This window comes from Enterobacter cloacae complex sp. CDL013 (genome assembly GCF_049238805.1).
Taxonomy (GTDB): Bacteria; Pseudomonadota; Gammaproteobacteria; order Enterobacterales; family Enterobacteriaceae; genus Enterobacter; species Enterobacter hormaechei_C.
This window is the reverse complement of the sequence record NZ_JBMKGT010000003.1, coordinates 527,721-554,136: the sequence shown is the minus strand read 5'-3', so window position 1 is coordinate 554,136 and position 26,416 is coordinate 527,721. Positions and strand designations below refer to the sequence as shown.

General features: G+C 53.8%; 26 protein-coding genes and 2 tRNA genes. 20 read left to right on the top strand and 8 right to left on the bottom strand.

Going from position 1 to position 26,416, the window contains the following annotated elements; genetic code table 11:
• Positions 1-22 precede the first annotated feature (22 nt).
• Both ACOTXD_RS08375 and dkgB read left to right on the top strand, forming a co-directional pair.
• Positions 23-99, top strand: a tRNA-Asp gene (locus tag ACOTXD_RS08375).
• A gap of 160 nt (positions 100-259) precedes the next feature.
• On the top strand, positions 260-1,063 hold the full coding sequence (dkgB, locus tag ACOTXD_RS08370; protein WP_061855982.1) for a 2,5-didehydrogluconate reductase DkgB: 804 nt from the start codon (positions 260-262) through the stop codon (positions 1,061-1,063).
• 30 nt (positions 1,064-1,093) lie between these two features.
• Here the strand turns inward: dkgB and yafC are convergent, their stop codons facing one another.
• Positions 1,094-1,999 carry a DNA-binding transcriptional regulator YafC gene (yafC, locus tag ACOTXD_RS08365; protein ID WP_015571393.1) on the bottom strand — a complete coding sequence of 302 codons (906 nt, stop codon included), beginning with the start codon at positions 1,997-1,999 and terminating at the stop codon, positions 1,094-1,096.
• Positions 2,000-2,102: 103 nt separating this feature from the next.
• Between yafC and ACOTXD_RS08360 the strand changes: the two genes are divergently transcribed.
• From ACOTXD_RS08360 to ACOTXD_RS08350, 3 genes are all read left to right on the top strand, one after another.
• Complete coding sequence (locus ACOTXD_RS08360; RefSeq protein ID WP_003863248.1) at positions 2,103-3,278, top strand: MFS transporter; 1,176 nt, start codon at positions 2,103-2,105, stop codon at positions 3,276-3,278.
• A 137-nt stretch (positions 3,279-3,415) separates the two neighbouring features.
• Positions 3,416-4,216: an endonuclease/exonuclease/phosphatase family protein gene (locus tag ACOTXD_RS08355; protein WP_003863247.1), complete on the top strand. Its 801-nt coding sequence runs from the start codon at positions 3,416-3,418 to the stop codon at positions 4,214-4,216.
• Between the two features lie 77 nt (positions 4,217-4,293).
• Positions 4,294-5,067, top strand: a complete 774-nt coding sequence (locus tag ACOTXD_RS08350) for a class I SAM-dependent methyltransferase (protein ID WP_003863245.1) — start codon at positions 4,294-4,296, stop codon at positions 5,065-5,067.
• A 51-nt stretch (positions 5,068-5,118) separates the two neighbouring features.
• Here ACOTXD_RS08350 and mltD read toward each other — a convergent pair whose 3' ends face one another.
• Positions 5,119-6,483 (bottom strand): murein transglycosylase D, encoded by a 1,365-nt coding sequence (gene mltD, locus ACOTXD_RS08345; RefSeq protein WP_022650424.1) that lies wholly within the window; start codon positions 6,481-6,483, stop codon positions 5,119-5,121.
• 68 nt (positions 6,484-6,551) lie between these two features.
• On the bottom strand, positions 6,552-7,310 hold the full coding sequence (gene gloB / locus ACOTXD_RS08340) for a hydroxyacylglutathione hydrolase (RefSeq protein ID WP_032608580.1): 759 nt from the start codon (positions 7,308-7,310) through the stop codon (positions 6,552-6,554).
• 32 nt (positions 7,311-7,342) lie between these two features.
• On the opposite strand from gloB, the gene ACOTXD_RS08335 reads away from it, so the two are divergent.
• Positions 7,343-8,059: a class I SAM-dependent methyltransferase gene (locus tag ACOTXD_RS08335; protein ID WP_017383714.1), complete on the top strand. Its 717-nt coding sequence runs from the start codon at positions 7,343-7,345 to the stop codon at positions 8,057-8,059.
• Here ACOTXD_RS08335 and rnhA read toward each other — a convergent pair whose 3' ends face one another.
• On the bottom strand, positions 8,060-8,638 hold the full coding sequence (rnhA, locus tag ACOTXD_RS08330; RefSeq protein WP_160840538.1) for a ribonuclease HI: 579 nt from the start codon (positions 8,636-8,638) through the stop codon (positions 8,060-8,062).
• Between rnhA and dnaQ the strand changes: the two genes are divergently transcribed.
• Positions 8,592-9,323: a DNA polymerase III subunit epsilon gene (gene dnaQ / locus ACOTXD_RS08325; RefSeq protein WP_003863237.1), complete on the top strand. Its 732-nt coding sequence runs from the start codon at positions 8,592-8,594 to the stop codon at positions 9,321-9,323. The two genes, rnhA and dnaQ, sit on opposite strands and share 47 nt — an antisense overlap.
• Before the next feature lie 132 nt (positions 9,324-9,455).
• Positions 9,456-9,532 (top strand) — tRNA-Asp (locus ACOTXD_RS08320).
• Positions 9,533-9,632: 100 nt separating this feature from the next.
• On the opposite strand, the gene ACOTXD_RS08315 is transcribed toward ACOTXD_RS08320, so the two are convergent.
• Positions 9,633-10,403, bottom strand: coding sequence for an amidohydrolase (locus ACOTXD_RS08315; protein ID WP_003863235.1), 771 nt, complete (start codon positions 10,401-10,403; stop codon positions 9,633-9,635).
• A gap of 108 nt (positions 10,404-10,511) precedes the next feature.
• Positions 10,512-12,956: an acyl-CoA dehydrogenase FadE gene (fadE, locus tag ACOTXD_RS08310; RefSeq protein ID WP_061855981.1), complete on the bottom strand. Its 2,445-nt coding sequence runs from the start codon at positions 12,954-12,956 to the stop codon at positions 10,512-10,514.
• 239 nt (positions 12,957-13,195) lie between these two features.
• Between fadE and lpcA the strand changes: the two genes are divergently transcribed.
• Positions 13,196-13,774 (top strand): D-sedoheptulose 7-phosphate isomerase, encoded by a 579-nt coding sequence (gene lpcA / locus ACOTXD_RS08305; RefSeq protein ID WP_003863232.1) that lies wholly within the window; start codon positions 13,196-13,198, stop codon positions 13,772-13,774.
• A 48-nt stretch (positions 13,775-13,822) separates the two neighbouring features.
• Entirely contained in the window at positions 13,823-14,590 is a 768-nt protein-coding gene (locus ACOTXD_RS08300; RefSeq protein WP_003863229.1) for a class II glutamine amidotransferase, read from the top strand.
• On the opposite strand, the gene dpaA is transcribed toward ACOTXD_RS08300, so the two are convergent.
• Entirely contained in the window at positions 14,561-15,301 is a 741-nt protein-coding gene (dpaA, locus tag ACOTXD_RS08295; protein ID WP_023315473.1) for a peptidoglycan meso-diaminopimelic acid protein amidase, read from the bottom strand. The two genes, ACOTXD_RS08300 and dpaA, sit on opposite strands and share 30 nt — an antisense overlap.
• Before the next feature lie 300 nt (positions 15,302-15,601).
• Here dpaA and ACOTXD_RS08290 point away from each other — a divergent pair, with 300 nt between their 5' ends.
• The 8 genes from ACOTXD_RS08290 (at position 15,602) to dinB (ending at position 22,807) form a co-directional block, all read left to right on the top strand.
• Positions 15,602-16,945 (top strand): Na(+)-translocating NADH-quinone reductase subunit A, encoded by a 1,344-nt coding sequence (locus tag ACOTXD_RS08290; protein ID WP_032608602.1) that lies wholly within the window; start codon positions 15,602-15,604, stop codon positions 16,943-16,945.
• Between the two features lie 2 nt (positions 16,946-16,947).
• Complete coding sequence (locus ACOTXD_RS08285) at positions 16,948-18,183, top strand: NADH:ubiquinone reductase (Na(+)-transporting) subunit B (RefSeq protein ID WP_022650427.1); 1,236 nt, start codon at positions 16,948-16,950, stop codon at positions 18,181-18,183.
• The gene (locus ACOTXD_RS08280) at positions 18,176-18,970 is read left to right on the top strand and encodes a Na(+)-translocating NADH-quinone reductase subunit C (protein ID WP_003863221.1); all 795 of its coding nucleotides are present in this window, start codon (positions 18,176-18,178) and stop codon (positions 18,968-18,970) included. The genes ACOTXD_RS08285 and ACOTXD_RS08280 overlap by 8 nt, the downstream gene beginning before the upstream one ends.
• Positions 18,963-19,601 (top strand): NADH:ubiquinone reductase (Na(+)-transporting) subunit D, encoded by a 639-nt coding sequence (locus ACOTXD_RS08275; RefSeq protein ID WP_003863219.1) that lies wholly within the window; start codon positions 18,963-18,965, stop codon positions 19,599-19,601. The genes ACOTXD_RS08280 and ACOTXD_RS08275 overlap by 8 nt, the downstream gene beginning before the upstream one ends.
• Before the next feature lie 6 nt (positions 19,602-19,607).
• A complete protein-coding gene (nqrE, locus tag ACOTXD_RS08270; RefSeq protein ID WP_045337366.1) occupies positions 19,608-20,204 on the top strand; it encodes an NADH:ubiquinone reductase (Na(+)-transporting) subunit E in 597 nt (198 codons plus the stop codon).
• A gap of 10 nt (positions 20,205-20,214) precedes the next feature.
• On the top strand, positions 20,215-21,438 hold the full coding sequence (nqrF, locus tag ACOTXD_RS08265) for an NADH:ubiquinone reductase (Na(+)-transporting) subunit F (protein WP_023315477.1): 1,224 nt from the start codon (positions 20,215-20,217) through the stop codon (positions 21,436-21,438).
• Positions 21,439-21,440: 2 nt separating this feature from the next.
• Positions 21,441-21,641 carry a (Na+)-NQR maturation NqrM gene (gene nqrM, locus ACOTXD_RS08260; protein ID WP_003863212.1) on the top strand — a complete coding sequence of 67 codons (201 nt, stop codon included), beginning with the start codon at positions 21,441-21,443 and terminating at the stop codon, positions 21,639-21,641.
• Positions 21,642-21,748: 107 nt separating this feature from the next.
• Positions 21,749-22,807 carry a DNA polymerase IV gene (dinB, locus tag ACOTXD_RS08255; RefSeq protein WP_003863209.1) on the top strand — a complete coding sequence of 353 codons (1,059 nt, stop codon included), beginning with the start codon at positions 21,749-21,751 and terminating at the stop codon, positions 22,805-22,807.
• Positions 22,808-22,862: 55 nt separating this feature from the next.
• Here the strand turns inward: dinB and pepD are convergent, their stop codons facing one another.
• Complete coding sequence (gene pepD, locus ACOTXD_RS08250; RefSeq protein ID WP_045347082.1) at positions 22,863-24,320, bottom strand: cytosol nonspecific dipeptidase; 1,458 nt, start codon at positions 24,318-24,320, stop codon at positions 22,863-22,865.
• Between the two features lie 259 nt (positions 24,321-24,579).
• On the opposite strand from pepD, the gene gpt reads away from it, so the two are divergent.
• Both gpt and frsA read left to right on the top strand, forming a co-directional pair.
• Entirely contained in the window at positions 24,580-25,038 is a 459-nt protein-coding gene (gene gpt, locus ACOTXD_RS08245) for a xanthine phosphoribosyltransferase (RefSeq protein WP_003863205.1), read from the top strand.
• A gap of 104 nt (positions 25,039-25,142) precedes the next feature.
• The gene (gene frsA / locus ACOTXD_RS08240; protein ID WP_023295967.1) at positions 25,143-26,387 is read left to right on the top strand and encodes an esterase FrsA; all 1,245 of its coding nucleotides are present in this window, start codon (positions 25,143-25,145) and stop codon (positions 26,385-26,387) included.
• Positions 26,388-26,416: the final 29 nt, after the last annotated feature.

The window sequence follows — 26,416 nt, the reverse complement described above, 5'->3', positions numbered from 1 at the left end:
GGTGGTTACAGAAGTATTCGGTGGAGCGGTAGTTCAGTCGGTTAGAATACCTGCCTGTCACGCAGGGGGTCGCGGGTTCGAGTCCCGTCCGTTCCGCCACTTATTAAAAGCCCTGAGCGTTAGCTCAGGGCTTTTTTCTTATCTGTCGTTTGATTGTTGCGAAATTAGCAAAAATCCTCTGCTTTTTACGATCTTTTTCGTCATAACAACTACAGCGATAATCTTCCTCAGTTTACGAACATAACGATTGAGGAATCATATGACTATCCCTGCACTGGGTCTGGGCACTTTTCGCCTGAAAGACGATGTTGTTATTGCATCTGTTAAAACCGCACTCGAGTTGGGCTATCGTGCTATTGATACGGCGCAGATTTATGATAACGAAGCTGCCGTAGGCCAGGCCATCGAAGAGAGTGGCGTACCGCGCGACGAACTTTTCGTCACCACTAAAATCTGGATTGAGAATCTCAGCAAAGACAAGCTGATCCCAAGCCTGAAGGAAAGTCTGAAAAAGCTGCGTACTGACTATGTTGATCTGACGCTGATCCACTGGCCATCTTCTGATGATGCCGTCTCTGTGGAAGAGTTTATGCAGGCGCTGCTGGAAGCAAAAGAGCAAGGCTTAACGCGTGAAATTGGCATCTCTAACTTCACCATCCCGTTGATGGAAAGGGCCATCGCCGCAGTGGGTAAAGAGAATATTGCTACTAACCAGATTGAACTCTCTCCTTACCTGCAAAACCGCAAAGTCGTGGACTGGGCGAAACAGCATAGTATTCACATCACCTCGTACATGACGCTGGCATATGGTAAGGCGCTGAAAGATGAAGTGATTGCGCGCATCGCTGAGAAACACAATGCGACAGCCGCACAGGTGATCCTGGCATGGGCGATGGGTGAGGGCTATGCCGTGATCCCGTCTTCAACCAAACGTGAAAACCTGGCAAGTAACCTGTTAGCGCGGGATCTCCAGCTTGATGATGAAGATAAAAACGCGATCGCTGCACTGGAATGCAACGATCGTCTTGTCAGCCCGGAAGGGTTAGCACCAGACTGGGATTAATAAAAACCCTCCCTCTGTACCTTTAAACCCTCACACAGCTCCTCCGGGAGCTGTTTTTATATGTTCGCTAAGGAAGTCGATAAAAGCGCGTATGCGCGTACTTACCGCTCTGTCACTGTAATACACTGCGCTAAAAGGCATCTCTACAGGTAAGCGTTTGTCAGCCATCAGTTCTACAAGCTGACCCGCAGCTATTTCCTTATCAATCATATAGTCTGATAAACAGGCGATCCCATTTCCTTCAAGACAAAGCTGTTTCAGCGTTTCTCCGCTATTAGACGAAAGTCCGCAGGTGATCTCATGAAGTTGTCCGTCATGACAGGCTACGGGCCAGGTGTTCAGCGAGACAGGTTCCGTAAAGCCCAGGCACAGGTGCTGCTTCAGCTCCTCAACGGTCTCCGGTTTGCCATGCTCTGCAATATATTGCGGTGACGCGATAATTTTGCGATAGCTGGTGAACAGAGGGCGAGCGCGTAAGCTTGAATCCGTCAGGGTTCCGGCGCGGATCGCCACATCCACTTTACGCTCAATAAGATTGATAAACGTTTCCGAGGAGACCAGAGACAGGGTCATCTCCGGGTAGCGCTCACGAAAGGGCTTAATCAGCGGCATCAAAAAATGAAGCACGACCGGCGTAGCCGCATCGATGCGCAGCAATCCGCGCGGGGTGCTGCGCGATTCCATTATTTCCGTTTCTGCCGCCGCCATCTCCTGCAAAACGGACTGCACGCGTCGAAAATAACGTTCACCTTCTTCCGTCAGGCTGAGCTGCCGCGTTGTCCTATTAAGCAGACTCACTCCGAGCTTCATCTCCAGCTTTTTCACCGAGCGGCTAATGGCGGAGTTCGCCTGCCCGAGCTGTTCGGCCGCACGGCTGAAGCTGCCGCTTTCAACAACGGCAACAAAGATAGTCAGTTCTTCCGATGTGGCTTTCATTATTGCATCATCCGCAAAATTCTATTGAGATTCTAACCATTTTTGTTATTTAAACACTGGCGCATACTGCCTGTCATCTTAATCCTGAAGAGACGGAGTATTTATGCCACTGGCGCTTCTTGCCCTGACGATCAGTGCCTTCGCAATTGGCACGACCGAATTTGTTATTGTAGGACTTGTTCCCACCATTGCTGAACAACTCGCCATTTCGCTGCCTTCTGCCGGGCTGCTGGTATCTATTTACGCGTTAGGCGTCGCTGTTGGGGCGCCTGTGCTGACCGCATTGACTGGGCGCTTTGCGCGTAAAAAACTGTTAGTTGCCCTGATGGTGCTCTTCACCGCCGGCAATATTCTGGCGTGGCAGGCTCCGGACTACACCACTCTGGTCATCGCCCGTTTGCTGACTGGCCTCGCGCACGGTGTCTTCTTCTCCATCGGTTCCACGATTGCAACCAGCCTGGTGCCAAAAGAGAAAGCGGCGTCAGCCATTGCGATTATGTTTGGCGGCTTAACCGTTGCGCTGGTCACCGGCGTGCCGTTAGGAACGTTTATTGGGCAACATTTTGGCTGGCGAGAAACCTTCCTCGCGGTATCGCTGTTGGGCGTGATTGCTCTGGTAGCCAGCCTGCTGCTGGTACCCTCCAGTATTCCGGGGCGCGCGAGCGCCAGCCTGAGCGATCAGGTTAAGGTTCTCACACACCCGCGCCTGCTGCTGATCTATGCCGTTACGGCTCTGGGTTATGGAGGTGTGTTCACTGCGTTCACTTTCCTTGCACCGATGATGCAGGAACTGGCTGGTTTTTCTCCGGGCGCAGTGAGCTGGATTTTACTGGGCTACGGTATCTCCGTCGCAATCGGCAATATCTGGGGCGGCAAACTTGCGGATAAGCATGGTGCGGTACCGGCGCTGAAATTCATTTTCGCCGCGCTGGTTGTCCTGCTGATGATTTTCCAGTTCACCGCGTCGATACAATACGCCGCGCTGGTAACCGTGTTGGTTATGGGAATATTCGCGTTTGGTAACGTACCGGGATTGCAGGTCTATGTTGTACAGAAAGCCGAACGCTATACGCCCAATGCGGTGGATGTCGCATCCGGCCTGAATATCGCCGCATTCAATATCGGCATCGCACTCGGATCGGTTATCGGCGGGCAGACGGTTGAACACGTTGGATTAACCCAAACGCCATGGATTGGTGCGGTAATTGTGCTTGTCGCTTTCCTCCTTATTGGTCTGAGTGGACGGCTTGATAAACCCGCTCGTGTCGCGCTTGGGTAAGTATCAGTAAGTGCTTGCTTACAAAACTGGAAAGCGGTTTCTCAGTAATTGCGTTGAAAGTGTGACCTAAAATCCCTATAACATTAGAACCAGTCCGTTTTCCGGGCTGGTTCATGTTACAGAGGCCGTTTCCAAAAGTGCGAAAAAATACCTATGCCATGCGTTATGTTGCCGGAATGCCCGCGGAGAGGATCTTGCCTCCGGGGTCGTTTGCGAGCCTGGGTCAGGCATTACCAGCGGGTACGCCATTAAGCAGTGACGAAAAAATTCGCGTACTGGTGTGGAACATCTTTAAACAACAGCGTGCGGAGTGGTTATCCGTACTTCAAAATTTTGGTAAAGATGCGCATCTGGTTCTGTTACAGGAGGCGCAAACCACGCCTGAGCTGGTCAGGTTTGCAACGACAAACTATCTTGCAGCCGATCAGGTGCCTGCCTTTGTTCTGCCACAGCATCCTTCTGGGGTGATGACCCTTTCAGCCGCACATCCGGTCTATTGCTGCCCGCTGCGTGAACGTGAGCCGATCCTGCGTCTGGCAAAATCGGCGCTGGTCACAGTCTATCCGTTGCCCGACACCCGTCTGCTGATGGTGGTAAACATTCATGCGGTGAACTTCAGCCTCGGTGTTGATGTGTACAGTAAGCAGTTACTTCCCATTGGCGATCAGATTGCTCATCACAGTGGGCCGATCATTATGGCAGGGGACTTCAATGCCTGGAGCCGTCCGCGTATGAACGCGTTGTACCGCTTCGCGCGTGAAATGTCGCTGCGTGAAGTTCGTTTTAACGATGACCAGCGCAAGAAAGCGTTTGGCCGTCCTCTTGATTTTGTCTTCTATCGGGGTTTAAGCGTGCACGACGCCTCCGTTCTGGTGACGCGCGCCTCCGATCATAATCCTCTACTAGTTGAATTCAGTCCCGGCAAACCTGATAAATAATGGTGCGTCAGGTCTGCCGTGGGGCAGGCCTGTGCGGGTGCTGCCCTTTATTTTTTAACCCATAAAAGGACAGCAACATGACAACAACACACTCCCATCATGACAACGTCGAAAAACAGTTTGGTTCGCAGGCAAGTGCCTACCTGAGCAGCGCCGTGCACGCCTCTGGCCGCGACCTGGTGCGTCTCGGCGAGCGGCTCGCCGCGTTTCCTGACGCGCACGTGCTGGACTTAGGCTGCGGGGCAGGGCATGCCAGTTTTACCGCCGCAGAGCAGGTTGCTCAGGTGACGGCGTATGACTTATCGAGCCAGATGCTCGATGTGGTCGCTGAAGCGGCGAAAGCGAAAGGACTGAATAACGTCACGACGCGCCAGGGCTACGCTGAATCATTACCCTTTGAGGATGCATCGTTTGAGGTTGTGATTAGCCGTTACTCTGCACACCACTGGCATGATGTGGGGCAGGCATTACGGGAAGTGAAACGCGTACTCAAACCGGGCGGAATCTTCATCATCATGGACGTGATGTCTCCCGGACATCCGGTACGAAATATCTGGCTCCAGACGGTTGAAGCGCTGCGTGATACCTCGCACGTGCAAAACTACTCCAGTGGAGAGTGGCTTACGTTTATCACCGAAGCCGGCTTGATTTCACGCTCATTGATAACCGACCGTTTGCCGCTGGAGTTTGCGTCATGGATTGCGCGGATGCGCACCCCCGAGGCATTAACTCAGGCGATCCGATTGTACCAGGAGAGCGCCTCTGCTGATGTGAAGGCGTACTTTGAGCTGCATGACGATGGTTCGTTTACTAGCGACACCATTATGGCTGAAGCGCAAAAAGCAGGATAAACAAAAAAGCACCGAGGGGAATCGGTGCCTTTTTAACAAGCGAACGTACTATCAGGAATCTGGCGTAGCGCTGTTTTTCACAAACAACGTCAGCTGGTCGCCAGGTTGCAGGTTGTCAGTATCGTTGTTCCAGCGCATCACATCTTTGATGTTTACGCCGTGACGCTTAGCAATACTGGACAGCGAGTCGCCTTTACGTACGCGATAGGTAATGCTATCGCTGTTTTTAGCGAGACGCTGTGCGCTGCTACCTGCACCTACGTTCAGCGTTTGACCCACTTTCAGACCAGATCCGCGCAGATTATTCCACTGCTGGAGATCTTTCGCATTCACGCCAAGACGTGATGCAATACCTGAAAGCGTATCACCTGAACGCACCTTATAGCTGCGGCTGCTTACAGGCGACGTATCAGCGATCAGCGTGGACTGAACGGCTGCGATTTCACCCGAAGCTAAAGACTCTCGTAACTGTTCCGCATGTTTCTGCGGAACCATCACATAGCGTGGGCCACTAGCACCCAGCGTGGAGCCTTTAACACCTGCATTAAAGGTTTTAAGCTTACTTACCGACATACCCGTCATATCGGCAACCTGTTGAATATCAACCGGGCTGCTGAGGCGGACACGCGCCAGTGCACGACTTTCGTCTGGTGTTGGCAGTTGTACACCGTAACGTTTGCTGTTCTTGAGAATGTCACTCAGTGCCAGCATTTTCGGTACGTAAATCTTTGTTTCCTGTGGCAGTGAGAGCGACCAGAAGTCTGTGGATTTTCCACGCGCTTTATTCGCTTTCATTGCCTTCAGTACACGACCTTCACCACTGTTATACGCCGCGACAGTCAATAACCAGTCGCCGTCAAACATCTTGTTCAGACGTTGCATCATGTCGAGAGCGGCTGTCGTTGAAGCGACAACATCACGACGCGCATCGTAGTTGCGGGTCTGCTTTAAACCATAATTTCGCCCTGTGCTCGGAATGATCTGCCAGATGCCTGCTGCATTGGCGCCAGACGTCGCGTGCGGGTCAAAAGCGCTCTCCACTATGGGTAGTAGTACCAGTTCCATAGGCATGTTACGTTTCTTAACTTGCCCGGCTATCCAGTACATATACGGCTCTGCCCGTAATGTTACATCGTGGAGATAGCTCTTATTTCTCAAATACTTCTGTTTCTGTTCGCGAATCCGGCTGTTTTCCGGAATTCCCATCTTTAGCTCGTCGCCAATAGAGGCCCACAAGTCTTGTTCCTGCGCGAAGGATGTCCCATCGTCCAACCATCGCGCCTGACTCGTAAACTTCCCTGCTTCCCCTTGACCAGCCGCAGAAAGGCTCTGTGCGTGCTGTTGTACGTTGCTGCCGTTTTGTGACTGGCAACCTACAAGCAGGACAGAGGCGAGTAATATCGCTTTTGCCTTCATGTGTGTGTCAATAGTTGCTTAAAAGACGAGCGATGATAACGGCGAAATTTTGAAAAGGCAACCCGCAATTATCTGAAGTTATCTTTCTTTGACCTTAACCATGCAAATCGCGCTTCAGGTTGTAACAAATTTGTTTCTTGATTAATTTTATTAATTAAATCAACATCATCAGTTCTTAAAAATAAATTAATTTGTCGTTCATTTTTCAGAATTACGGGGAGTGTTTTTTGGTTTTTTGCACGTAACTCCTTCACTTTCAGGTAATAATCCTGAATCGCCCGATCCTCAGGCAGCACGCTTGCAGCAAACTTCATATTCCCTAATGTATACTCATGTGCGCAACAAATTACGGTGTCGGCTGGAAGCGCATTAATTTTTTGTAAAGATTGATACATCTGTTCTGGCATGCCTTCAAACAGCCTTCCACAGCCGCCAGAAAACAGCGTGTCGCCACAAAACAGATAAGGTTTGCTGTAGAAACAGAGATGACCGGAAGTGTGACCTGGCGTAGCAAATACGGAAAACTCCCACCCGAGAATGAGGATACTTTCGCCTTCTTCGACAACTTGCGTCGTACCCTTATCCTGTGTCTCTGCCGGTCCGTAGACGGGAAGATGAGGATAGCGCGCAAGGAGATCGGGAACACCGCCGACATGATCGTGATGGTGATGGGTAAGTAGGATCGCTTCAGGCTGCCAGCCGTTTTCTTTTATCGCGTGCAGGATCGGTGCGGATTCGCCTGGATCAACAATGATGCATCTGCGATCGTCGTCGACTAAAACCCAGATGTAATTGTCCTGAAAGGCGGAAATACTGATAAGATTCATGCATTACCTCTTATAGCGTGGCGGGTGTTTTGATGAAACCGGCAAGGATACCTCAGACTGTCGCACCACCGGAACGTTGGGCAGAGTTGCCCTGGGGTGAATATTATCGCGAGGCCTTAGAACTTCAGCTTAAACCCTGGCTCGCGAAAATGTATGGTTTTCACCTGCTTAAGATTGGCAATCTGAGCGCAGAAATCAATACCGAAAGCTGCGCTATCTCGCATCAGGTTAGCGTATCGCTTAATGGCTCCCCGGTTCAGGTGAAAGCGGATCCGCTGCATTTGCCGTTTGCGGAAAAATCCATTGATGCCTGTCTGCTCGCCCATACGCTGCCCTGGTGCAGCGATCCCCATCGTCTGCTGCGGGAAGCCGACCGCGTTTTGATTGATGACGGCTGGCTGATCCTGAGCGGTTTTAATCCGCTGAGTCTGATGGGGCTACGTAAACTGACGCCCGTTCTGCGCCGCACGCCGCCCTATAACAGCAGGATGTTTACCATGATGCGCCAGCTGGACTGGCTTTCACTGTTAAATTTCGAAGTGCTGAGCTATGGGGGTTTTCAGGTCATCCCCTGGACGCGTAAAGGCGGGGTTTTATTAAGCACCCATTTACCCGCGCTGGGCTGCATGCAATTTATTGTCGCGCGTAAGAGGACGATCCCCCTTACGCTAAACCCAATGAAGCAAAGCAAATCAAAAACGCGGATCCGCCAGACCGTGGGGGCCACGCGGCAGTACAAAAAACCGTGATCAGGATTCAGGTTGATAACCTGCATCCTCATGGGTTGGGTTGGATGCCGCCGCGCGAGCCAGCTCGTCACAGCGTTCGTTTTCAGGATGACCGGCGTGCCCCTTTACCCACTCCCATTTGATTTCGTGCTGACCGAGGGCGGCATCAAGACGCTTCCAGAGATCGACATTCTTGACCGGTTTTTTCTCTGCCGTTTTCCAGCCGCGTTTTTTCCAGTTGTGGATCCATTGGGTAATGCCCTGGCGGACATACTGGCTGTCGGTACTCAGCACCACGTCGCAATGTTCTTTTAACGCTTCCAGCGCCACGATGGCCGCCATCAACTCCATGCGGTTGTTGGTGGTCAGGAAATAGCCTTCACTAAAGGTTTTTTCATGCTGGCGATAGCGCATAATGGCACCATAGCCGCCGGGCCCTGGGTTACCGAGACAAGATCCATCGGTGAAAATTTCTACCTGTTTACGCATCTCTGGTAGACTTCCTGTATTTGAAACGTTCAGTAAAACGATAAGTCTGACATAAATGACCGCTATGAGCACTGCAATTACTCGCCAGATTGTTCTCGATACCGAAACCACCGGTATGAACCAGATTGGCGCCCACTACGAAGGGCATAAAATCATTGAGATTGGTGCCGTTGAAGTGGTGAACCGTCGCCTTACGGGCAACAACTTCCACGTTTACCTTAAACCCGATCGGCTGGTGGACCCGGAAGCGTTCGGCGTTCACGGAATTGCCGATGAGTTTTTGCTGGATAAGCCCACCTTTGCCGACGTCGCAGATGAATTTCTCGACTACATCAGAGGTGCGGAACTTGTCATTCATAACGCGTCGTTCGATATCGGCTTTATGGACTATGAGTTCAGCAAGCTCAACCGTGATATTCCGAAGACGAATACGTTCTGTAAAGTCACGGATAGCCTGGCGCTGGCAAGGAAGATGTTCCCCGGCAAGCGTAACAGCCTTGATGCCCTGTGCTCTCGCTATGAGATAGACAACACCAAGCGAACGCTGCACGGCGCGTTGCTCGATGCCCAGATCCTGGCCGATGTCTACCTGACCATGACCGGCGGGCAAACGTCGATGAAATTCAGTATGGAAAATGAATCCCAGCAGACGCGGGATGAAGGGGGAATTCAGCGCATTGTGCGTCAGGCGAATCGCCTGCGGGTTGTTTTAGCCAGTGATGAAGAACTGATGAACCATGAATCTCGTCTCGATTTAGTGCAGAAGAAGGGCGGAAGCTGTTTGTGGCGCACGTGAAAATGTGCCGAAACGTTTGTTAAATCACCGTTTGGGTGAATTTTGCAGCAAACGATTCAAAACCTGAGAAAAAGCGTTGACGAGTTCAGAGGCAAACCGTAATATTCGCCTCGTTCCCCAAACGGGAACAGTGGAGCGGTAGTTCAGTCGGTTAGAATACCTGCCTGTCACGCAGGGGGTCGCGGGTTCGAGTCCCGTCCGTTCCGCCACTATTCAGGCCCACGTTATTTATAACGTGGGCCTTTTTCATTTCTGCTTTTCCCTGATGTTACGCAAGGCGATAAGCCAGGGTAACATCGCGGGTTGCGTTTATCCGATCGTAAACTGATCTGCATCCTGCCAGGCCGGAAACTTCTCCCGATACTCCTTTAACGCCGTTAACGAGATCTCAGCGTCAATTCGTGTTGCCTGATGCGGCTCGGCGGTGGCAATAATCTCACCCTGCGGACTGATCACCCGGCTGTCACCGCGATAGTGATGCCCGTTGCCGTCCGTTCCTACGCGGTTACAGCCAACGACATAAGCCTGATTTTCAATCGCGCGCGCGGTCAGTAAAGCCTGCCAGTGCAGGGAGCGTGGGGCGGGCCAGTTGGCGACGTACAACGCCAGGTCATAATCGTTGCGGTTGCGCGACCACACCGGGAAGCGCAGGTCATAGCAGACCAGCGGCAGAATACGCCAGCCACGCCATTCAAATACCACGCGTTCGCTTCCGGCTTCATAATGTTGATGTTCATCCGCCATGCGGAACAGGTGGCGCTTATCGTAGAAATGCACCTTTCCCTCTGGCTCGACCAGCAGGAAGCGGTTAACCGGCCCGCGTTCGGTCTGGAGGGCGACGCTACCGGCAATCAGCGCGTTTGTCTCCTGCGCTTTGGCGTGCATCCAGGCCACAACCTCGTCCTGCGGCATCGACTGTTTTGCAGCCTCCATCGCAAAACCCGTGGTGAACATCTCCGGCAGGACAATCACATCGCGACCGCTAATCTCTTCGAGCTGGCGATCGAAATGGCGAAGGTTGGCTGGACCGTCCATCCAAACTAAAGGCTGCTGTAAAACAGAAATCTTCAAACCAGGCACGATACCGACTCCTTAAAAGATCGCTTTTTGACACTGTAGCACGTCATTACGAGAAAATGTGGCATTAAAAAACCCCGCACGGAGCGGGGTTGATGGACGCTGAACGTCTTATGCGGCTTCAGGTTTGCGGTGCTTCTCCGGCAGCTTTACCGGCTGTGTCGCCAGCTCTTCCGGTTCGAAATCATCCACGTTAATACTGCGCAGACGGCTCTCTTCGGCTTTCACCAGAATCGCAGCTTCGCTGTTGTCGATGATGCCACCCGCCAGCGCCTGTTTTGCCAGCTCATCCAGTCGTGTAAACGGCAGATTTTTGCCCAGCTGTTTGCAGATCTTCTGGTGAATCGGGTCGGCGGCCATCACGTCAAGCAGCGCCTCTTCCAGCAAACCTACCGGGTTATGCGGGGTAGGTGCCAGATATTGACCCCGACCAATACGAGAGCGGGTTGCGCTCGGTACCTGGAGGATCTTCGCTACCTTGTGATCCAGCTTGTCGGACGGCGCCAGGTGATGACGACCGGTCGGGAAGATCACGACGCGCAGGGCACCTGCCACGAAGCGGTTCGGGAAGTTCGCCAGCAGATCGTCAATTGCCTGTTCGGCCTGATACATCGCATCCTGCACGCCCCAGTGCACCAGCGGCAGATCCGCTTCCTGACGGCCTTCATCGTCGTAGCGTTTCAGCACCGCAGAGGCCAGGAAGATCTGGCTCAGCACATCACCCAGACGGGCGGAGATGCGCTCGCGACGCTTCAGGCTACCGCCCAGCACCGCCATGGAAACGTCAGACAGCAGAGCCAGGTTGGCGCTCAGACGGTTAAGGTGCTGGTAGTAACGTTTGGTCGCATCGCCGGTTGGCGTCGCGCTGGTCAGGCCGCGCGTCAGGCCGAGCCAGAAGCTGCGCACTTCATTGCTGCCCACGTGACCGATATGTTTGAACAGCAGCTTGTCAAAGGCATCCACGTCGTTATTCTGCGCGGCGGCCATCTCTTCCAGCACGTACGGATGGCAGCGAATGGCGCCCTGACCGAAGATCATCATGCTGCGGGTCAGGATGTTTGCCCCTTCAACGGTGATGGCAATCGGAGCGCCCTGATAGCTGCGTGCCAGGAAGTTGCCTTCACCGAGCATGATCCCTTTACCGCCTGCGATATCCATTGCATCAATAATTGACTGCTGTGCACGGTGGGTACAGTGGTATTTCACAATTGCCGACAGCACGGCGGGTTTTTCGCCCAGCATAATTCCGTAGGTAATCAGCGAGGCTGCGGCGTCCATCACGTAGGCATTGCCCGCAATACGCGCCAGCGGCTCTTCGATACCTTCCATCTTGCCGATGGAGATTTTGAACTGACGGCGAATATGCGCGTAAGCCCCAATCCCCATCGCCACCGATTTCAGACCGCCGGTTGAGTTCGACGGCAGGGTAATGCCGCGGCCCACAGACAGACATTCTACCAGCATACGCCAGCCCTGACCGGCCATTTTCGGGCCACCGATGATGTAATCAATCGGGACAAAGATATCCTGACCGCGTGTAGGACCGTTCTGGAACGGTACGTTCAGCGGGAAGTGACGGCGACCAATCTCAACACCTGGGGTCGAGGTTGGGATCAGCGCACAGGTAATGCCCAGATCTTCTTCACCGCCCAGCAGTTTTTCCGGGTCAGAGAGTTTGAACGCCAGGCCCAGCACCGTGGCGATAGGCGCGAGGGTGATATAACGTTTGTTCCAGGTCAGGCGCATGCCCAGCACCTGCTGGCCCTGCCACTCGCCCATGCAAACCACGCCGGTATCGGGGATCGCGCCGGCATCAGAGCCCGCCTCCGGGCTGGTCAGCGCGAAGCACGGAATTTCCTGGCCACGCGCCAGACGCGGCAGGTAGTGATCTTTCTGCTCTTCTGTACCGTAATGCTGTAACAGCTCGCCCGGGCCTAAGGAGTTTGGCACGCCAACGGTAATCGCCAGGATCCCGGAGACACCCGCCAGTTTTTGCAGCACGCGAGCCTGAGCGTAAGCGGAGAATTCCAGACCGCCATACTCTTTCTTAATGATCATCGCGAAGAAGCGATGCTCTTTCAGGTATGCCCACAGCTCAGGCGGCAGGTCGGCCATTTCGTGAGTGATGGCAAAGTCGTTTGCCATGCGGCACGCTTCTTCTACCGGACCATCAATAAAGGCCTGTTCTTCGGCGGTCAGACGCGGCTGTGGATAGTTGTGAAGCTTTTTCCAGTCCGGGTTGCCCTGGAACAGATCGCCTTCCCACCAGGTCGTACCGGCGTCAATCGCTTCTTTCTCTGTACGCGACATCGGCGGCATCACTTTACGGAATCCCCTGAACACCGGCGCAGAGATCATCGACTTACGCATCGGCGTCAGGTTAAACGGTAGTAAAATGATGGCCAGGGGAACAAGAATCCAGATATTCCACAGGCCAGCGACGCCAAGTGCAGCCGTCCAGGCCAGAAGAATCAGGCTACTCAGGAATAAACTGACACGGTGATAGAACAACACACCGAGCAGTACAACGGTTGCGAGAATGCTCAAAATCATCATAAAGAAAAGCTCCCTTGCTTGTAGGAGGTCTGACCACTTGTGATGATATGGTTGTAGTTGATGTCATTTCCTTTAGCAATGTGTTTACAAAATAATTACAACCTGGTTCACATTGTTCGCGTTTTAGCCGGCACAAAAAATCAAAACGCCGGACGATTCGCATGGCTTTAGCTTCTCGCTTTTACTGCTATCCGGTACACTCCACTGTGTTATTTCATCAATACTGAAGGATTATCCTCATGTACCAGGATCTTATTCGTAACGAACTGAACGAAGCGGCGGAAACGCTGGCGAACTTTCTGAAAGATGATGCCAATATTCACGCTATTCAGCGCGCGGCGGTCCTGCTTGCCGACAGCTTCAAAGCCGGCGGTAAAGTGCTCTCCTGCGGTAACGGCGGTTCCCACTGTGACGCCATGCACTTCGCCGAGGAGCTGACCGGACGCTATCGCGAAAACCGTCCGGGCTACCCGGCGATTGCGATTTCCGACGTGAGCCACATCTCCTGTGTAGGCAACGACTTTGGTTACGACCACATCTTTTCCCGCTACGTTGAAGCCGTAGGCCGTGAAGGCGATGTGCTTCTCGGTATCTCCACGTCCGGTAACTCCGCTAACGTGATCAAAGCGATCGCCGCCGCGCGTGAGAAGGGCATGAAAGTGATCACCCTGACCGGGAAAGATGGCGGTAAGATGGACGGTACAGCGGACATTGAAATCCGCGTTCCACACTTCGGTTATGCCGATCGCGTTCAGGAAATTCACATCAAAGTGATCCACATCCTGATCCAATTGATCGAAAAAGAGATGGTTAAGTAAGACTTCGCTGGGGGGCGCCGGTGCCCCCCGCTGTTGTGGAGGTGATCTATGTGCGAACTGCTCGGGATGAGCGCCAATGTGCCAACCGATATCTGCTTTAGTTTTACCGGGCTGGTTCAGCGCGGTGGAGGAACCGGGCCGCATAAAGACGGCTGGGGCATTACCTTCTACGAAGGCAAAGGATGCCGCACGTTTAAAGATCCACAGCCCAGCTTTAACTCACCCATTGCCAGACTGGTGCAGGACTATCCTATTAAATCCTGTTCGGTGATCGCCCATATCCGCCAGGCCAATCGCGGCGAAGTGGCGCTGGAAAATACCCATCCGTTTACCCGTGAACTGTGGGGCCGTAACTGGACCTATGCGCACAACGGGCAGCTCTCGGGCTATAAATCACTGGAAACCGGCAATTTTCGTCCTGTCGGTGAAACGGACAGCGAAAAAGCATTTTGCTGGCTGCTGCATAAGCTGACCGAGCGCTATCCCCGTACGCCCGGCAACATGACCGCCGTTTTTAAGTACATAGCGTCACTGGCGTCTGAGTTACGCGCGAAGGGCGTCTTTAATATGCTGCTGTCTGACGGGCGCTACGTGATGGCGTTCTGCTCGACAAATCTGTTCTGGATCACCCGACGTGCGCCGTTTGGCGTCGCCACGCTGCTCGATCAGGATGTGGAAATTGATTTTCAGAAGGAGACCACACCGAACGATGTGGTCACTGTCATTGCAACGCAGCCACTGACGGGCAACGAAACCTGGCAAAAGATCATGCCAGGCGAGTGGGCGCTATTTTGTCTCGGGGACCGCGTAATTTGACGCCAGCTGCGGCTGAACCACTTCATGGCTGAGCGGTTTACTCACCACGTAACGGCCATTGACGATGGACACCACCGGCGGCTTATGGGTCTGCTCGAAGTAGTCATAGCCCGGTTTTAGCTGTTTCCAGAAATCTGTGTAAACAGAGTACTTATGGCGTGCCATGTTCGCATCCGTCATACGGAACGGATAGATGCTGACCTGAACATTCGGCTGACCGAAGACCAGTGCGCCCGTGACAAACTGGAAGATTTCATCAATGCCGGAATCCGTCATCGCATAACAGCCGACAGACACGCAGGCGCCGTGGATCATCAGGTATTTCCCTTCGTAACCGTGCGCACGGTCGAAGGCATTGGGGAAACCGATGTTAATCGCTTTATAGAAGCGGCTGTCCGGTTTTAGCTGGTTACGCTGAACGTTGTAAAACCCTTCCGGACTTTTGAAGTCACCCTGCCGCTGTTTCGGCCCCAGCCCGCCAGAATAGTTACAGATTTTGTAGCTATCGAGCAGCTGATACGTCTCGCCCATTTTGACAAACAGATCGAGTGTGCGCTCTTCCTTGAAGATTTGAATATAAACCGGGGATCCCATCAACTGCTGTTTATACTCTTTACTGATCGGCGTCGTTGAACTATTACTGCCAAGCAGCCCGGCAAACGACATGCACGGTATCAGAAGCATCGCAATGAACAATGCGATTTTACGCATACTACTGGTTCCTTGATAAAACAATGACCAACTTGCCAGAACGGCAAAAGACACCCGAAATCAGACTAATCTGGACAGGAGCGCTCACATTAGCACCGATGGAGATTTTCGCAAGAGCCAACCTTTGCGTTTACAAATTAGTTTTACTTTATAACCCATTCACATTGTCCTGACTCCAGGAACTTTGCGCAATAGCTCGCATTTCGGCGCGCCAGACGGCGGATTTGCTGCCCCTGGCAGGGCCGAAAATGGTACACTCCGGCCTCTCTGGATTGTTGTTCATGGATACCTGCTAACCACATGTTTAGAATCAGAAAAGGACTCGATCTGCCAATCTCTGGCGTGCCTGAACAGCACGTTACCACCGGCGCCAGTATTCATCATGTCGCCATTGTAGGTGATGATTACGTGGGCATGCGTCCTGCGATGCTGGTACAGGAAGGCGATCGCGTAATAAAAGGCCAGGCACTCTTCGAGGATAAAAAAAATCCTGGCGTTATGTTTACAGCCCCAGCCAGCGGCACCGTTGTTGCCATCCATCGTGGTGAGCGTCGCGTCCTGCAATCGGTTGTTATTCAAATTGAAGGTGATGAGAAACGCGAATTTGCGCGTTTTGACGCCGCCGATCTCGCCACCCTCAGCCACGACGTGGTGCAGACGCAACTGCTGGAGTCGGGACTGTGGACGGCGCTTCGCACGCGGCCCTATAGCAAAACGCCCGTGCCAGGCACTGTGCCGGCCGCTATCTTCGTTACGGCCATCGACACCAACCCGCTCAGCGCAGATCCGCAGCCTCTTATCCTGGCGGAACGAAAAGCTTTCGATGCCGGCCTCACCGTGTTAACACGCCTGACGCCGGGCAAAGTGCATGTCTGCCAGGCCAGCGGCGGTAAGCTGGGCGGTCATCCGCAAGGGCAGGTGGCCTTTAATGAATTTGCCGGCCCGCATCCGGCGGGGCTGGTGGGAACGCATATTCATTTCCTGGAGCCGGTAAGCCTGACGAAACAGGTCTGGCATCTTAATTATCAGGACGTGATCGCTATCGGTAAGCTGTTCACCACGGGTGAGCTGTGCGCAGAACGCATTATTGCCATCGGCGGCCCTCAGGCAACCCAACCGCGTCTGGTTCGCACGCTGCTTGGGGCTGACCTGACGGCGCTGTTGGCTGGCGAAACGAAAGAGGGTGAAAACCGTATTATTTCCGGTTCGGTGCTGAGCGGCAGGCACGCGACAGGCCCGATGGCCTGGCTGGGTCGTTTCCATCTTCAGGTGAGTGTGGTGCTTGAAGGACGCGAGAAAGAGCTGTTCGGCTGGGTACTGCCTGGCGCAGAAAAATACTCGGTAACCCGCACCACGCTCGGCCACTTCCTGCGTCATAAGCTGTTTAACTTCTCCACCAGCACCAACGGCGGTGAGCGCGCCATGGTTCCGATTGGCAACTACGAACGCGTGATGCCGCTGGATATTCTGCCCACCGTGCTGCTGCGGGATCTCCTGGCCGGTGATACCGACGGTGCCCAGGCGCTGGGCTGTCTGGAGCTGGACGAAGAAGATCTGGCGCTGTGTACCTATGTGTGTCCAGGTAAATACGAATATGGACCCGTATTGCGCGAGGTGTTAACCCGCATTGAGCAGGAAGGATAAACATGGGCTTAAAACACCTCTTTGAAAAAATTGAGCCGCACTTTACCGAAGGGAAGCTCAAAAAGTACTACCCGCTGTATGAAGCGACAACGACCATTTTCTACACGCCGGGTCTGGTAACGAAAGGCGCGGCGCACGTTCGCGACGCCATCGACCTCAAGCGAATGATGATTCTGGTTTGGTTTGCGGTCTTCCCGGCCATGTTCTGGGGGATGTATAACGTTGGGTTGCAGTCTATTCCGGCGCTGCACCATATGTATGATGCAGAGCAGCTGGCGCAGGTGATTCAGTCTGACTGGCACTATCGTCTGGCACAGTCGCTGGGGGTGAGCTTTGCGGCAGATGCCGGCTGGATCAGCATGATGACGCTGGGCGCTGTCTTCTTCCTCCCCATCTATATGACTGTCTTTATCGTGGGCGGTTTCTGGGAGGTGCTGTTCGCCATTATTCGCAAACATGAGATCAACGAGGGCTTCTTTGTTACCTCTATTCTGTTTGCGCTGATTGTTCCGCCAACGCTGCCGCTCTGGCAGGCGGCGATGGGGATCAGCTTTGGCGTGGTGATTGCCAAGGAGATCTTCGGCGGGACCGGACGCAACTTCCTCAACCCGGCGCTGGCAGGACGCGCGTTCCTGTTCTTTGCTTATCCGGCGCAAATCTCGGGCGACCTGGTGTGGACGGCAGCAGACGGATTCTCCGGCGCGACGCCACTTTCACAGTGGGCGGCAGGCGGCGGCGAAACGCTGGTCAATAATGCAACCGGACAGCCTGTCACCTGGTTTGATGCGTTTATCGGCAATATCCCAGGCTCCATCGGTGAAGTGTCTACCCTGATGATTTTGATCGGCGGAGCCATCATCCTCTTTGGCCGCGTGGCGTCCTGGCGCATTGTCGCTGGCGTCATGCTCGGGATGGTACTCACCGCCACGCTTTTCAACTTCATTGGTTCAGACACAAACCCGATGTTCTCCATGCCGTGGTACTGGCACCTCGTGCTGGGAGGCTTTGCGTTTGGCATGATGTTCATGGCCACCGATCCCGTCTCGGCTTCGTTTACCGACAGAGGTAAATGGTGTTACGGCGCGCTCATTGGGGTGATGTGTGTACTGATTCGCGTGGTCAACCCGGCTTATCCGGAAGGGATGATGTTGGCCATTCTGTTTGCCAATCTGTTTGCGCCGCTGTTCGACTACCTGGTCGTGCGCGCCAACATTAAACGGAGGAAGGCGCGTGGCTGAGATCAAAAATAACGACAGCATCAGCAAAACGCTGCTGGTGGTGCTGGTACTGTGTCTGGTTTGTTCCATTGTCGTGGCCGGTTCTGCCGTAGGGTTGAAACCGCTACAGCAGGAGCAACGTGCGCTGGATAAACAGCGTAACATCCTGGCCGTTGCCGGGCTGATGCAGGAAGGCATGACGAAGGATGACGTCGCAGCGGTGTTTGCCGAACGTATTACCGCACGGCTGGTGGATTTAAAAACCGGGGAGTTAATGGATAAAGACCCGGCGAAATACAACCAGGCGCTGGCGCTAAAAGATCCGCAAATGAGCACCACGCTTGACGCCTCGCAGGATCCGGCAGGCATTAAGCGCCGCAGCAATGTCGCGGAGATTTACCTCGTCCGTGACGAGCAAAAACGCATTCAGAAAATCGTGTTGCCCATCTATGGCAACGGTTTATGGTCAATGATGTACGCCTTTGTGGCGCTGGATACCGACGGCCGTACGGTTAAAGGCATTACTTATTACGATCAGGGCGAAACGCCGGGGCTGGGGGGCGAAGTTGAGAACCCTAACTGGCGGGCACAGTTTGTTGGTAAAAAAGTGCTCGACGACAACGGCCAGCCTGCGCTGAAGGTGGTAAAAGGGGGCGCGCGTCCCGGCGATGAATTTGCCGTTGATGGCCTTTCCGGCGCCACGCTCACCTCAAACGGTGTGCAGCACAGCTTTGATTTCTGGATGGGTGAACTGGGCTTTGGTCCCTTCCTGAAGAATGTACGTGAAGGAGCGCTGAATAATGGCTGATACGGGTGAACTGAAAGAAGTTAAAAAGGTGCTGATTGGCCCGCTGTTAGCCAATAACCCGATAACGCTTCAGGTGCTGGGGGTGTGCTCGGCGCTGGCGGTCACCACCAAGCTGGAAACGGCGGTGGTCATGACGCTGGCGGTAACGCTGGTGACAGCGTTTTCCAGCATGTTTATCTCAATGATCCGCCACCACATACCCAACAGCGTAAGGATCATCGTGCAGATGGCGATCATCGCCTCGCTGGTGATCGTGGTCGATCAGCTCCTGCGCGCCTTCGCCTATGAAACCTCGAAGCAGCTTTCGGTGTTTGTCGGCCTGATTATCACCAACTGTATCGTGATGGGGCGTGCTGAAGCCTATGCGATGAAAATGCCGCCGCTGGCGAGCTTTATGGACGGTATCGGCAACGGCCTGGGTTACGGCGTAATCCTGTTGACGGTTGGTTTCCTGCGCGAACTTATTGGCAGCGGCAAGCTGTTTGGTATTCCGGTGTTGGATACGGTACAGAACGGCGGCTGGTATCTGCCGAACGGCCTGTTCCTGCTGGCCCCAAGCGCATTTTTCATTATCGGTTTGCTGATCTGGCTGATTCGTACGTTGAAGCCTGAACAGCAGGAAAAGGAGTAACCGACAATGGCTCATTACCTGAGTTTATTTGTGCGCGCGGTGTTTGTTGAAAACATGGCGCTCGCTTTCTTCCTGGGCATGTGTACGTTCCTTGCCGTTTCTAAAAAGGTATCGACGGCATTTGGTCTGGGCGTGGCAGTTACCGTTGTGCTGGGGCTTTCCGTTCCGATTAACAACCTGGTATTCAACTTCGTGCTGCGCGATGGCGCGCTGGTGGAGGGGGTTGATCTTAGCTTCCTGAACTTCATCACCTTTATCGGAGTGATTGCGGCGCTTGTTCAGGTCCTGGAGATGATCCTCGATAAATACTTCCCGTCGCTGTACAACGCGCTGGGGATCTTCCTGCCGCTGATCGCCGTGAACTGCGCCATTTTTGGCGGTGTTTCCTTTATGGTTCAGCGTGATTACAACTTCAGTGAATCGGTTGTGTATGGCTTCGGTTCCGGTATCGGCTGGATGCTGGCGATTGTTACCATGGCGGGGATCCGTGAAAAAATGAAATATGCCAACGTACCTGCGGGGCTTCGTGGCTTAGGGATCACCTTTATCACCACCGGCCTGATGGCGTTGGGCTTTATGTCCTTCTCCGGTGTGCAGCTATAAGGGCTAACAAATGGAAATTATTCTTGGCGTGGTGATGTTCACGCTGATAGTACTGGTGCTGTCAGGGCTGATCCTGGCGGCGCGTGCGAAGCTGGTCAATTCCGGGGATGTGATCATTGATATCAATGACGATCCGCAGAATCAGATCCGTACCCCGGCAGGGGATAAGCTGCTTAACACGCTCTCCGGCAACGGGATTTTTGTCTCGTCTGCCTGTGGCGGCGGTGGCTCCTGTGGCCAGTGCCGTGTGACGGTGAAAGAGGGCGGCGGTGATATTCTGCCAACGGAACTGTCGCATATTACGAAGCGTGAAGCGAAAGAGGGATGCCGTCTGGCGTGTCAGGTCGCTGTGCGCCAGAACATGAAGATTGAGCTGCCGGAGGAGATCTTCGGCGTGAAAAAATGGGAGTGCGAAGTTATCTCTAACGATAACAAAGCCACGTTCATTAAAGAGCTCAAGCTGCGTGTCCCTGAAGGGGAGAGCGTCCCGTTCCGTGCGGGTGGGTATATCCAGATTGAATGTCCGGCACACACCGTCGCTTATGCTGACTTCGACGTGCCCGAAGAGTACCGGGCCGACTGGGATAAATTTAACCTCTTCCGCTTTGTTTCCGAGGTAAAAGAGCCCGCGCTCCGCGCCTATTCCATGGCTAACTACCCGGAAGAGAAGGGCATTATTATGCTCAACGTGCGTATCGCCACGCCGCCACCGAATGTGCCTGATGCCCCCCCTGGCGTCATGTCATCCTATATCTGGTCCCTCAAGCCTGGCGACAAAGTGACGATTTCCGGCCCGTTCGGCGAATTCTTTGCCAAAGATACTGACGCGGAGATGGTCTTTATCGGCGGCGGAGCGGGTATGGCGCCGATGCGTTCGCATATCTTTGACCAGCTCAAACGACTTGGCAGCAAGCGCAAGATCAGCTTCTGGTACGGAGCGCGTTCACTGCGCGAAATGTTCTATGACGATGAGTTTGAACAACTGGCACGTGATAACCCTAACTTTACCTTCCATGTGGCGTTATCCGATCCGCAGCCGGAAGATAACTGGACAGGCTATACGGGCTTCATCCACAACGTGCTGTATGAAAATTACCTCAAACAGCACCCGGCACCGGAAGACTGCGAGTTCTATATGTGTGGTCCACCAATGATGAACGCGGCCGTGATTAAGATGCTAAAAGATCTTGGCGTGGAAGATGAGAACATCATGCTCGATGATTTCGGAGGCTGATTATGCTGACCTTTCTGGCGACCTTTGCGGTGTTTGTGCTGGTGATCTTCGGCATGTCCTTAGGCTGGATCATCAAGCGTAAAAGCATTCAGGGCAGTTGCGGAGGCATCTCTTCCATCGGAATGGAAAAAGTGTGCGATTGTCCGGAACCGTGCGATGCGCGGAAAAAGCGGATGGCTCGCGAGCAGCAACGCATTATTTAGTCTTCCTGGTCGGGTAAGGCAACGCCGCCACCCGACAATTCCCATGCACACTTCTCAACCCTCATTTGTTTACTGTATACTTATCCAGTAACGAGTGAGGGCTTACTATGCGCAAAATAATCCATGTCGATATGGACTGCTTTTTTGCCGCAGTGGAGATGCGTGACAACCCGGCGCTGCGGGATATTCCCATTGCCATTGGCGGCAGCCGGGTACAGCGCGGTGTCATCAGCACCGCCAACTATCCTGCTCGCAAATACGGCGTGCGCAGCGCCATGCCGACAGCGATGGCGCTGAAACTGTGCCCGCATCTCACTCTTTTGCCCGGACGTTTTGATGCCTATAAAGAAGCATCGAGCCACATTCGGGAGATCTTTTCCCGCTACACTTCACTTATCGAACCGTTATCGCTGGATGAAGCCTATCTTGATGTCACCCACAGCGTGCACTGCCACGGCTCCGCCACCCTGATGGCGCAGGAGATCCGCCAGACTATTTTTAACGAGCTGAACCTGACGGCATCGGCGGGTGTCGCGCCGGTCAAATTTCTCGCCAAAATCGCCTCCGATTTAAATAAGCCCAACGGCCAGTACGTTATCACTCCGGAAGAGGTTTCGGCGTTTTTAAAGACGCTGCCGCTCAGCAAAATCCCCGGAGTGGGCAAAGTCTCCGCCGCGAAGCTGGAAAGTATGGGGCTACGCACCTGCGAAGACGTTCAGCGCAGCGATCTGGCGCTGCTGCTTAAGCGTTTTGGCAAGTTTGGCCGCGTACTGTGGGAACGCAGTCAGGGCATTGATGACCGGGATGTGAACAACGAACGGCTGCGTAAATCGGTCGGCGTTGAACGCACGCTGAGTGAAGATATCCATGACTGGACCGAATGTGAAACCATTATTACGGAACAACTCTATCCTGAACTTGAACGACGCTTACTGAAGGTCAAACCGGATCTGCTTATTGCCCGGCAGGGCATCAAACTGAAATTTAACGATTTTCAGCAAACGACGCAGGAACACGTCTGGCCACGCCTCAACAAAGAGGATCTTATCGCGACGGCAAAAAAGGCATGGGAAGAACGGCGGGGCGGGCGAGGGGTGAGGCTGGTGGGGCTGCACGTCACCTTGTTGGATCCGCAGCTGGAGCGTCAGCTGGTGTTGGGACTGTAGATTACGCTAATTGTAGGCCCGGTAAGCGTAGCGCCACCGGGCAACAGACGACGAATTACTTCGCAGGGATTGCTTTCAGCAGCTCAGTCAGCAGCGTCCAGTAGTGACCGACGCTTTCAATATGAACCTGTTCATCCGGGGAGTGTGGACCCGTGATGGTCGGCCCAATGGAGACCATGTCCATATCCGGATACGGTTTCTTGAACAGACCACACTCCAGACCCGCGTGAATAACCTGAATGTTCGGGGTGCTGTTGAACAGTCGCTGATAAGTTTCACGCACCAGTGCCATGACCGGAGAACTTGCATCCGGCTGCCAGCCCGGGTAGCTGCCTTTTGCAGACGTTTTCGCGCCCGCCAGGGTACCCAGAGATTCCAGCATGCTCACAACGTACTCTTTACCGCTGTCGATCAGGGAACGGATCAGGCAGATGATCTCTGCGCTGTCGTCACCCATGGTCACCACGCCCACGTTCAGAGAGGTTTCCACCACGCCTTTCGCCACGTCAGAGTTGCGAATAACGCCGTTTGGCGTTGCGTTCAGCAGCTGGACGAACGTGTCACGAGACTGTGCGGTCAGCGCGGCTTTATCCGTCGTAACGGACTCCAGCACCACCGTCAGGTTTTTCTCTTTTGCAGACAGTTCGTTTTTCAGGATCTCCAGATACACGCTGGAGAGGTTTTTCAGCTCGTCCGCTTTCGACGCAGGCACTGCCAAGGTAGCGAAGGCTTCGCGAGGGATCGCGTTACGCAGAGTACCGCCGTTGAAGTCCACCAGACGCAGATCCAGTTCAGCGGCATGGCCCGCCAGGAAACGCGCCAGCAGTTTGTTGGCGTTGCCCAGGCCCAGGTGAATATCACCGCCGGAGTGACCGCCTTTCAGCCCTTTCAGCGTCAGCTTAAAGGTCTCGAATCCAGCAGGGATCGCTTCGCGGGACAGCGGCAGGGTAGAGATGAAATCGATCCCGCCCGCGCAGCCCATGTAGATCTCACCTTCTTCTTCGGAGTCGGTGTTGATCAGAATGTCCGCTTGCAGCCAGTTTGCCTGGAGACCGAACGCGCCATCCATGCCCGCTTCTTCAGTCATGGTCAGCAGCACTTCCAGCGGACCGTGTTCAACGCTGTCGTCAGCCAGCACGGCCAGCGCGGAAGCCATACCAATGCCGTTATCTGCGCCCAGGGTCGTGCCCCGCGCCTTCACCCACTCGCCGTCGATGTACGGCTGAATCGGGTCTTTTGTGAAGTCGTGAACGGTGTCGTTGTTTTTCTGCGGAACCATGTCCAAGTGCGCCTGCAATACCACTGGCTTACGGTTTTCCATACCTGCGGTGGCAGGTTTGCGGATAAGAATATTGCCAACCTGGTCGCGTTCAGCGTGCAGACCTTTTTCCTTTGCCCAGCCCATAATATGTTCGGCAAGCTGTTCTTCGTGATAGGAAGGGTGCGGAATGGAGCAGATTTTGGCAAAAATATCCCACAGCGGCTGTGGAGATAATTGAGACAGTTCAGACACGATAGGTCTCCTTGTCGATGCGCTGCAAAACAATGTTGCAGGTCACAGGGTTAGCAGGTTGATTATTACCACAAGTCAGGCTTGCGAGATGCAACTGAGAATACCACTTTCTCCCGTGGCTGGTAGCATTAAGCATGTAAAAACTCAGGCTCATGGCGCGTAACACTGGTTTTTAGTGCGTCAGATCTCTATAATCTCGCGCAACCTGGTTCACCCTCATTTTTTTTAAGCCGTATATAAACAGGCTGGGACACTTCACATGAGCGAAAAATACGTCGTCACCTGGGACATGTTGCAGATTCACGCACGCAAACTGGCTGCGCGTCTGATGCCTTCCGAACAGTGGAAAGGCATTATTGCCGTCAGCCGTGGCGGTCTGGTACCGGGGGCGCTGCTGGCACGTGAGCTGGGTATTCGTCATGTCGATACCGTATGTATCTCCAGCTACGATCACGACAACCAGCGCGAACTGAAAGTGCTGAAACGCGCGGAAGGCGACGGTGAAGGCTTTATCGTTATCGACGATCTGGTGGATACCGGCGGTACTGCGGTGGCTATCCGCGAAATGTATCCAAAAGCGCACTTCGTCACTATCTTCGCGAAACCAGCGGGTCGCCCACTGGTTGATGATTACGTCATTGATATCCCGCAGGATACCTGGATTGAACAGCCATGGGATATGGGCGTGGTCTTCGTACCGCCTATCTCTGGCCGTTAATTTCAGTACGTAACTTTACACGCCCGGTTATGCCGGGCGTTGTTCTTTTTACCCTGCCACGCGTTACAATGGTCTTCATATGACGTATCCATGGAGGCAACGCAATGACGCAGGCGAATCTCACCGAAACTCTCTTCAAACCCCGTTTCAAGCACCCTGAAACGTCGACGCTGGTGCGTCGGTTTAATCCGGGGACAATGCCTGCCGTTCAGTCAGCGTTAGACGGTAAAAACGTGCCCCACTGGTATCGAATGATTAACCGCCTGATGTGGATCTGGCGCGGCATCGATCCGCGTGAAATCCTCGACGTGCAGGCGCGTATCGTGATGAGCGAGTCCGAGCGTACCGACAGCGATCTCTACGATACGGTGGTGGGCTACCGTGGTGGAAACTGGATCTACGAATGGTCAAAGCAGGCCATGCTCTGGCAGCAAAAAGCGAGCCAGGAAGAAGATGCCACTCTCAGCGGCAAGCACTGGCTGCATGCGGCAAACCTTTACAGCATCGCTGCATATCCGCATCTTAAAGGCGACGAACTGGCAGAGCAGGCGCAGGCGCTGGCAAACCGGGCTTATGAAGAGGCTGCGCAGCGGTTGCCTGGCCGGATGCGTGAAATTGAGTTCGCCATTCCCGGCGGCAGCCCGGTGACCGGATTCCTGCATATGCCGGAGGGGGAAGGGCCGTTCCCGACGGTTCTGATGTGCGGTGGACTGGACTCGTTACAAATTGACTATTACAGCCTGTATGAGCGCTACTTTGCCCCAAACGGAATCGCCATGCTCACGCTTGATATGCCTTCCATTGGTTTTTCATCCAAATGGAAACTTACGCAAGACTCCAGCCTGCTGCACCAGCATGCATTAAAAGCGCTGGAGAATATCCCCTGGGTTGATCACACCCGGGTTGGCGCGTTTGGCTTCCGCTTCGGCGCTAACGTCGCGGTACGGCTTGCCTACCTTGAATCTTCACGCCTGAAGGCCGTCGCCTGTCTTGGTCCGGTGGTGCATGCTCTGTTAAGCGATCCTGCGCGTCAGGGTAGCGTTCCTGAGATGTATCTGGACGTACTGGCGAGCCGACTTGGCATGCATGATGCTTCAGACGAAGCGTTGCGCATTGAACTTAATCGTTATTCATTAAAAACGCAGGGCTTACTCGGCCGCCGCTGCCCAACCCCGATGATGTCCGGTTTCTGGAAGAACGATCCGTTTAGCCCGGAAGAGGAGTCACGCTTAATCACGTCGTCATCTTCTGATGGTAAATTGCTGGAGGTGCCCTTCAGCCCGGTGTACCAGAATTTTGACAAAGCGCTGAAAGAGATCACACGCTGGATCACGCAGAGATTGTGTTAATAGTTTGCTAAATTTCGTTGGTTTGGTAA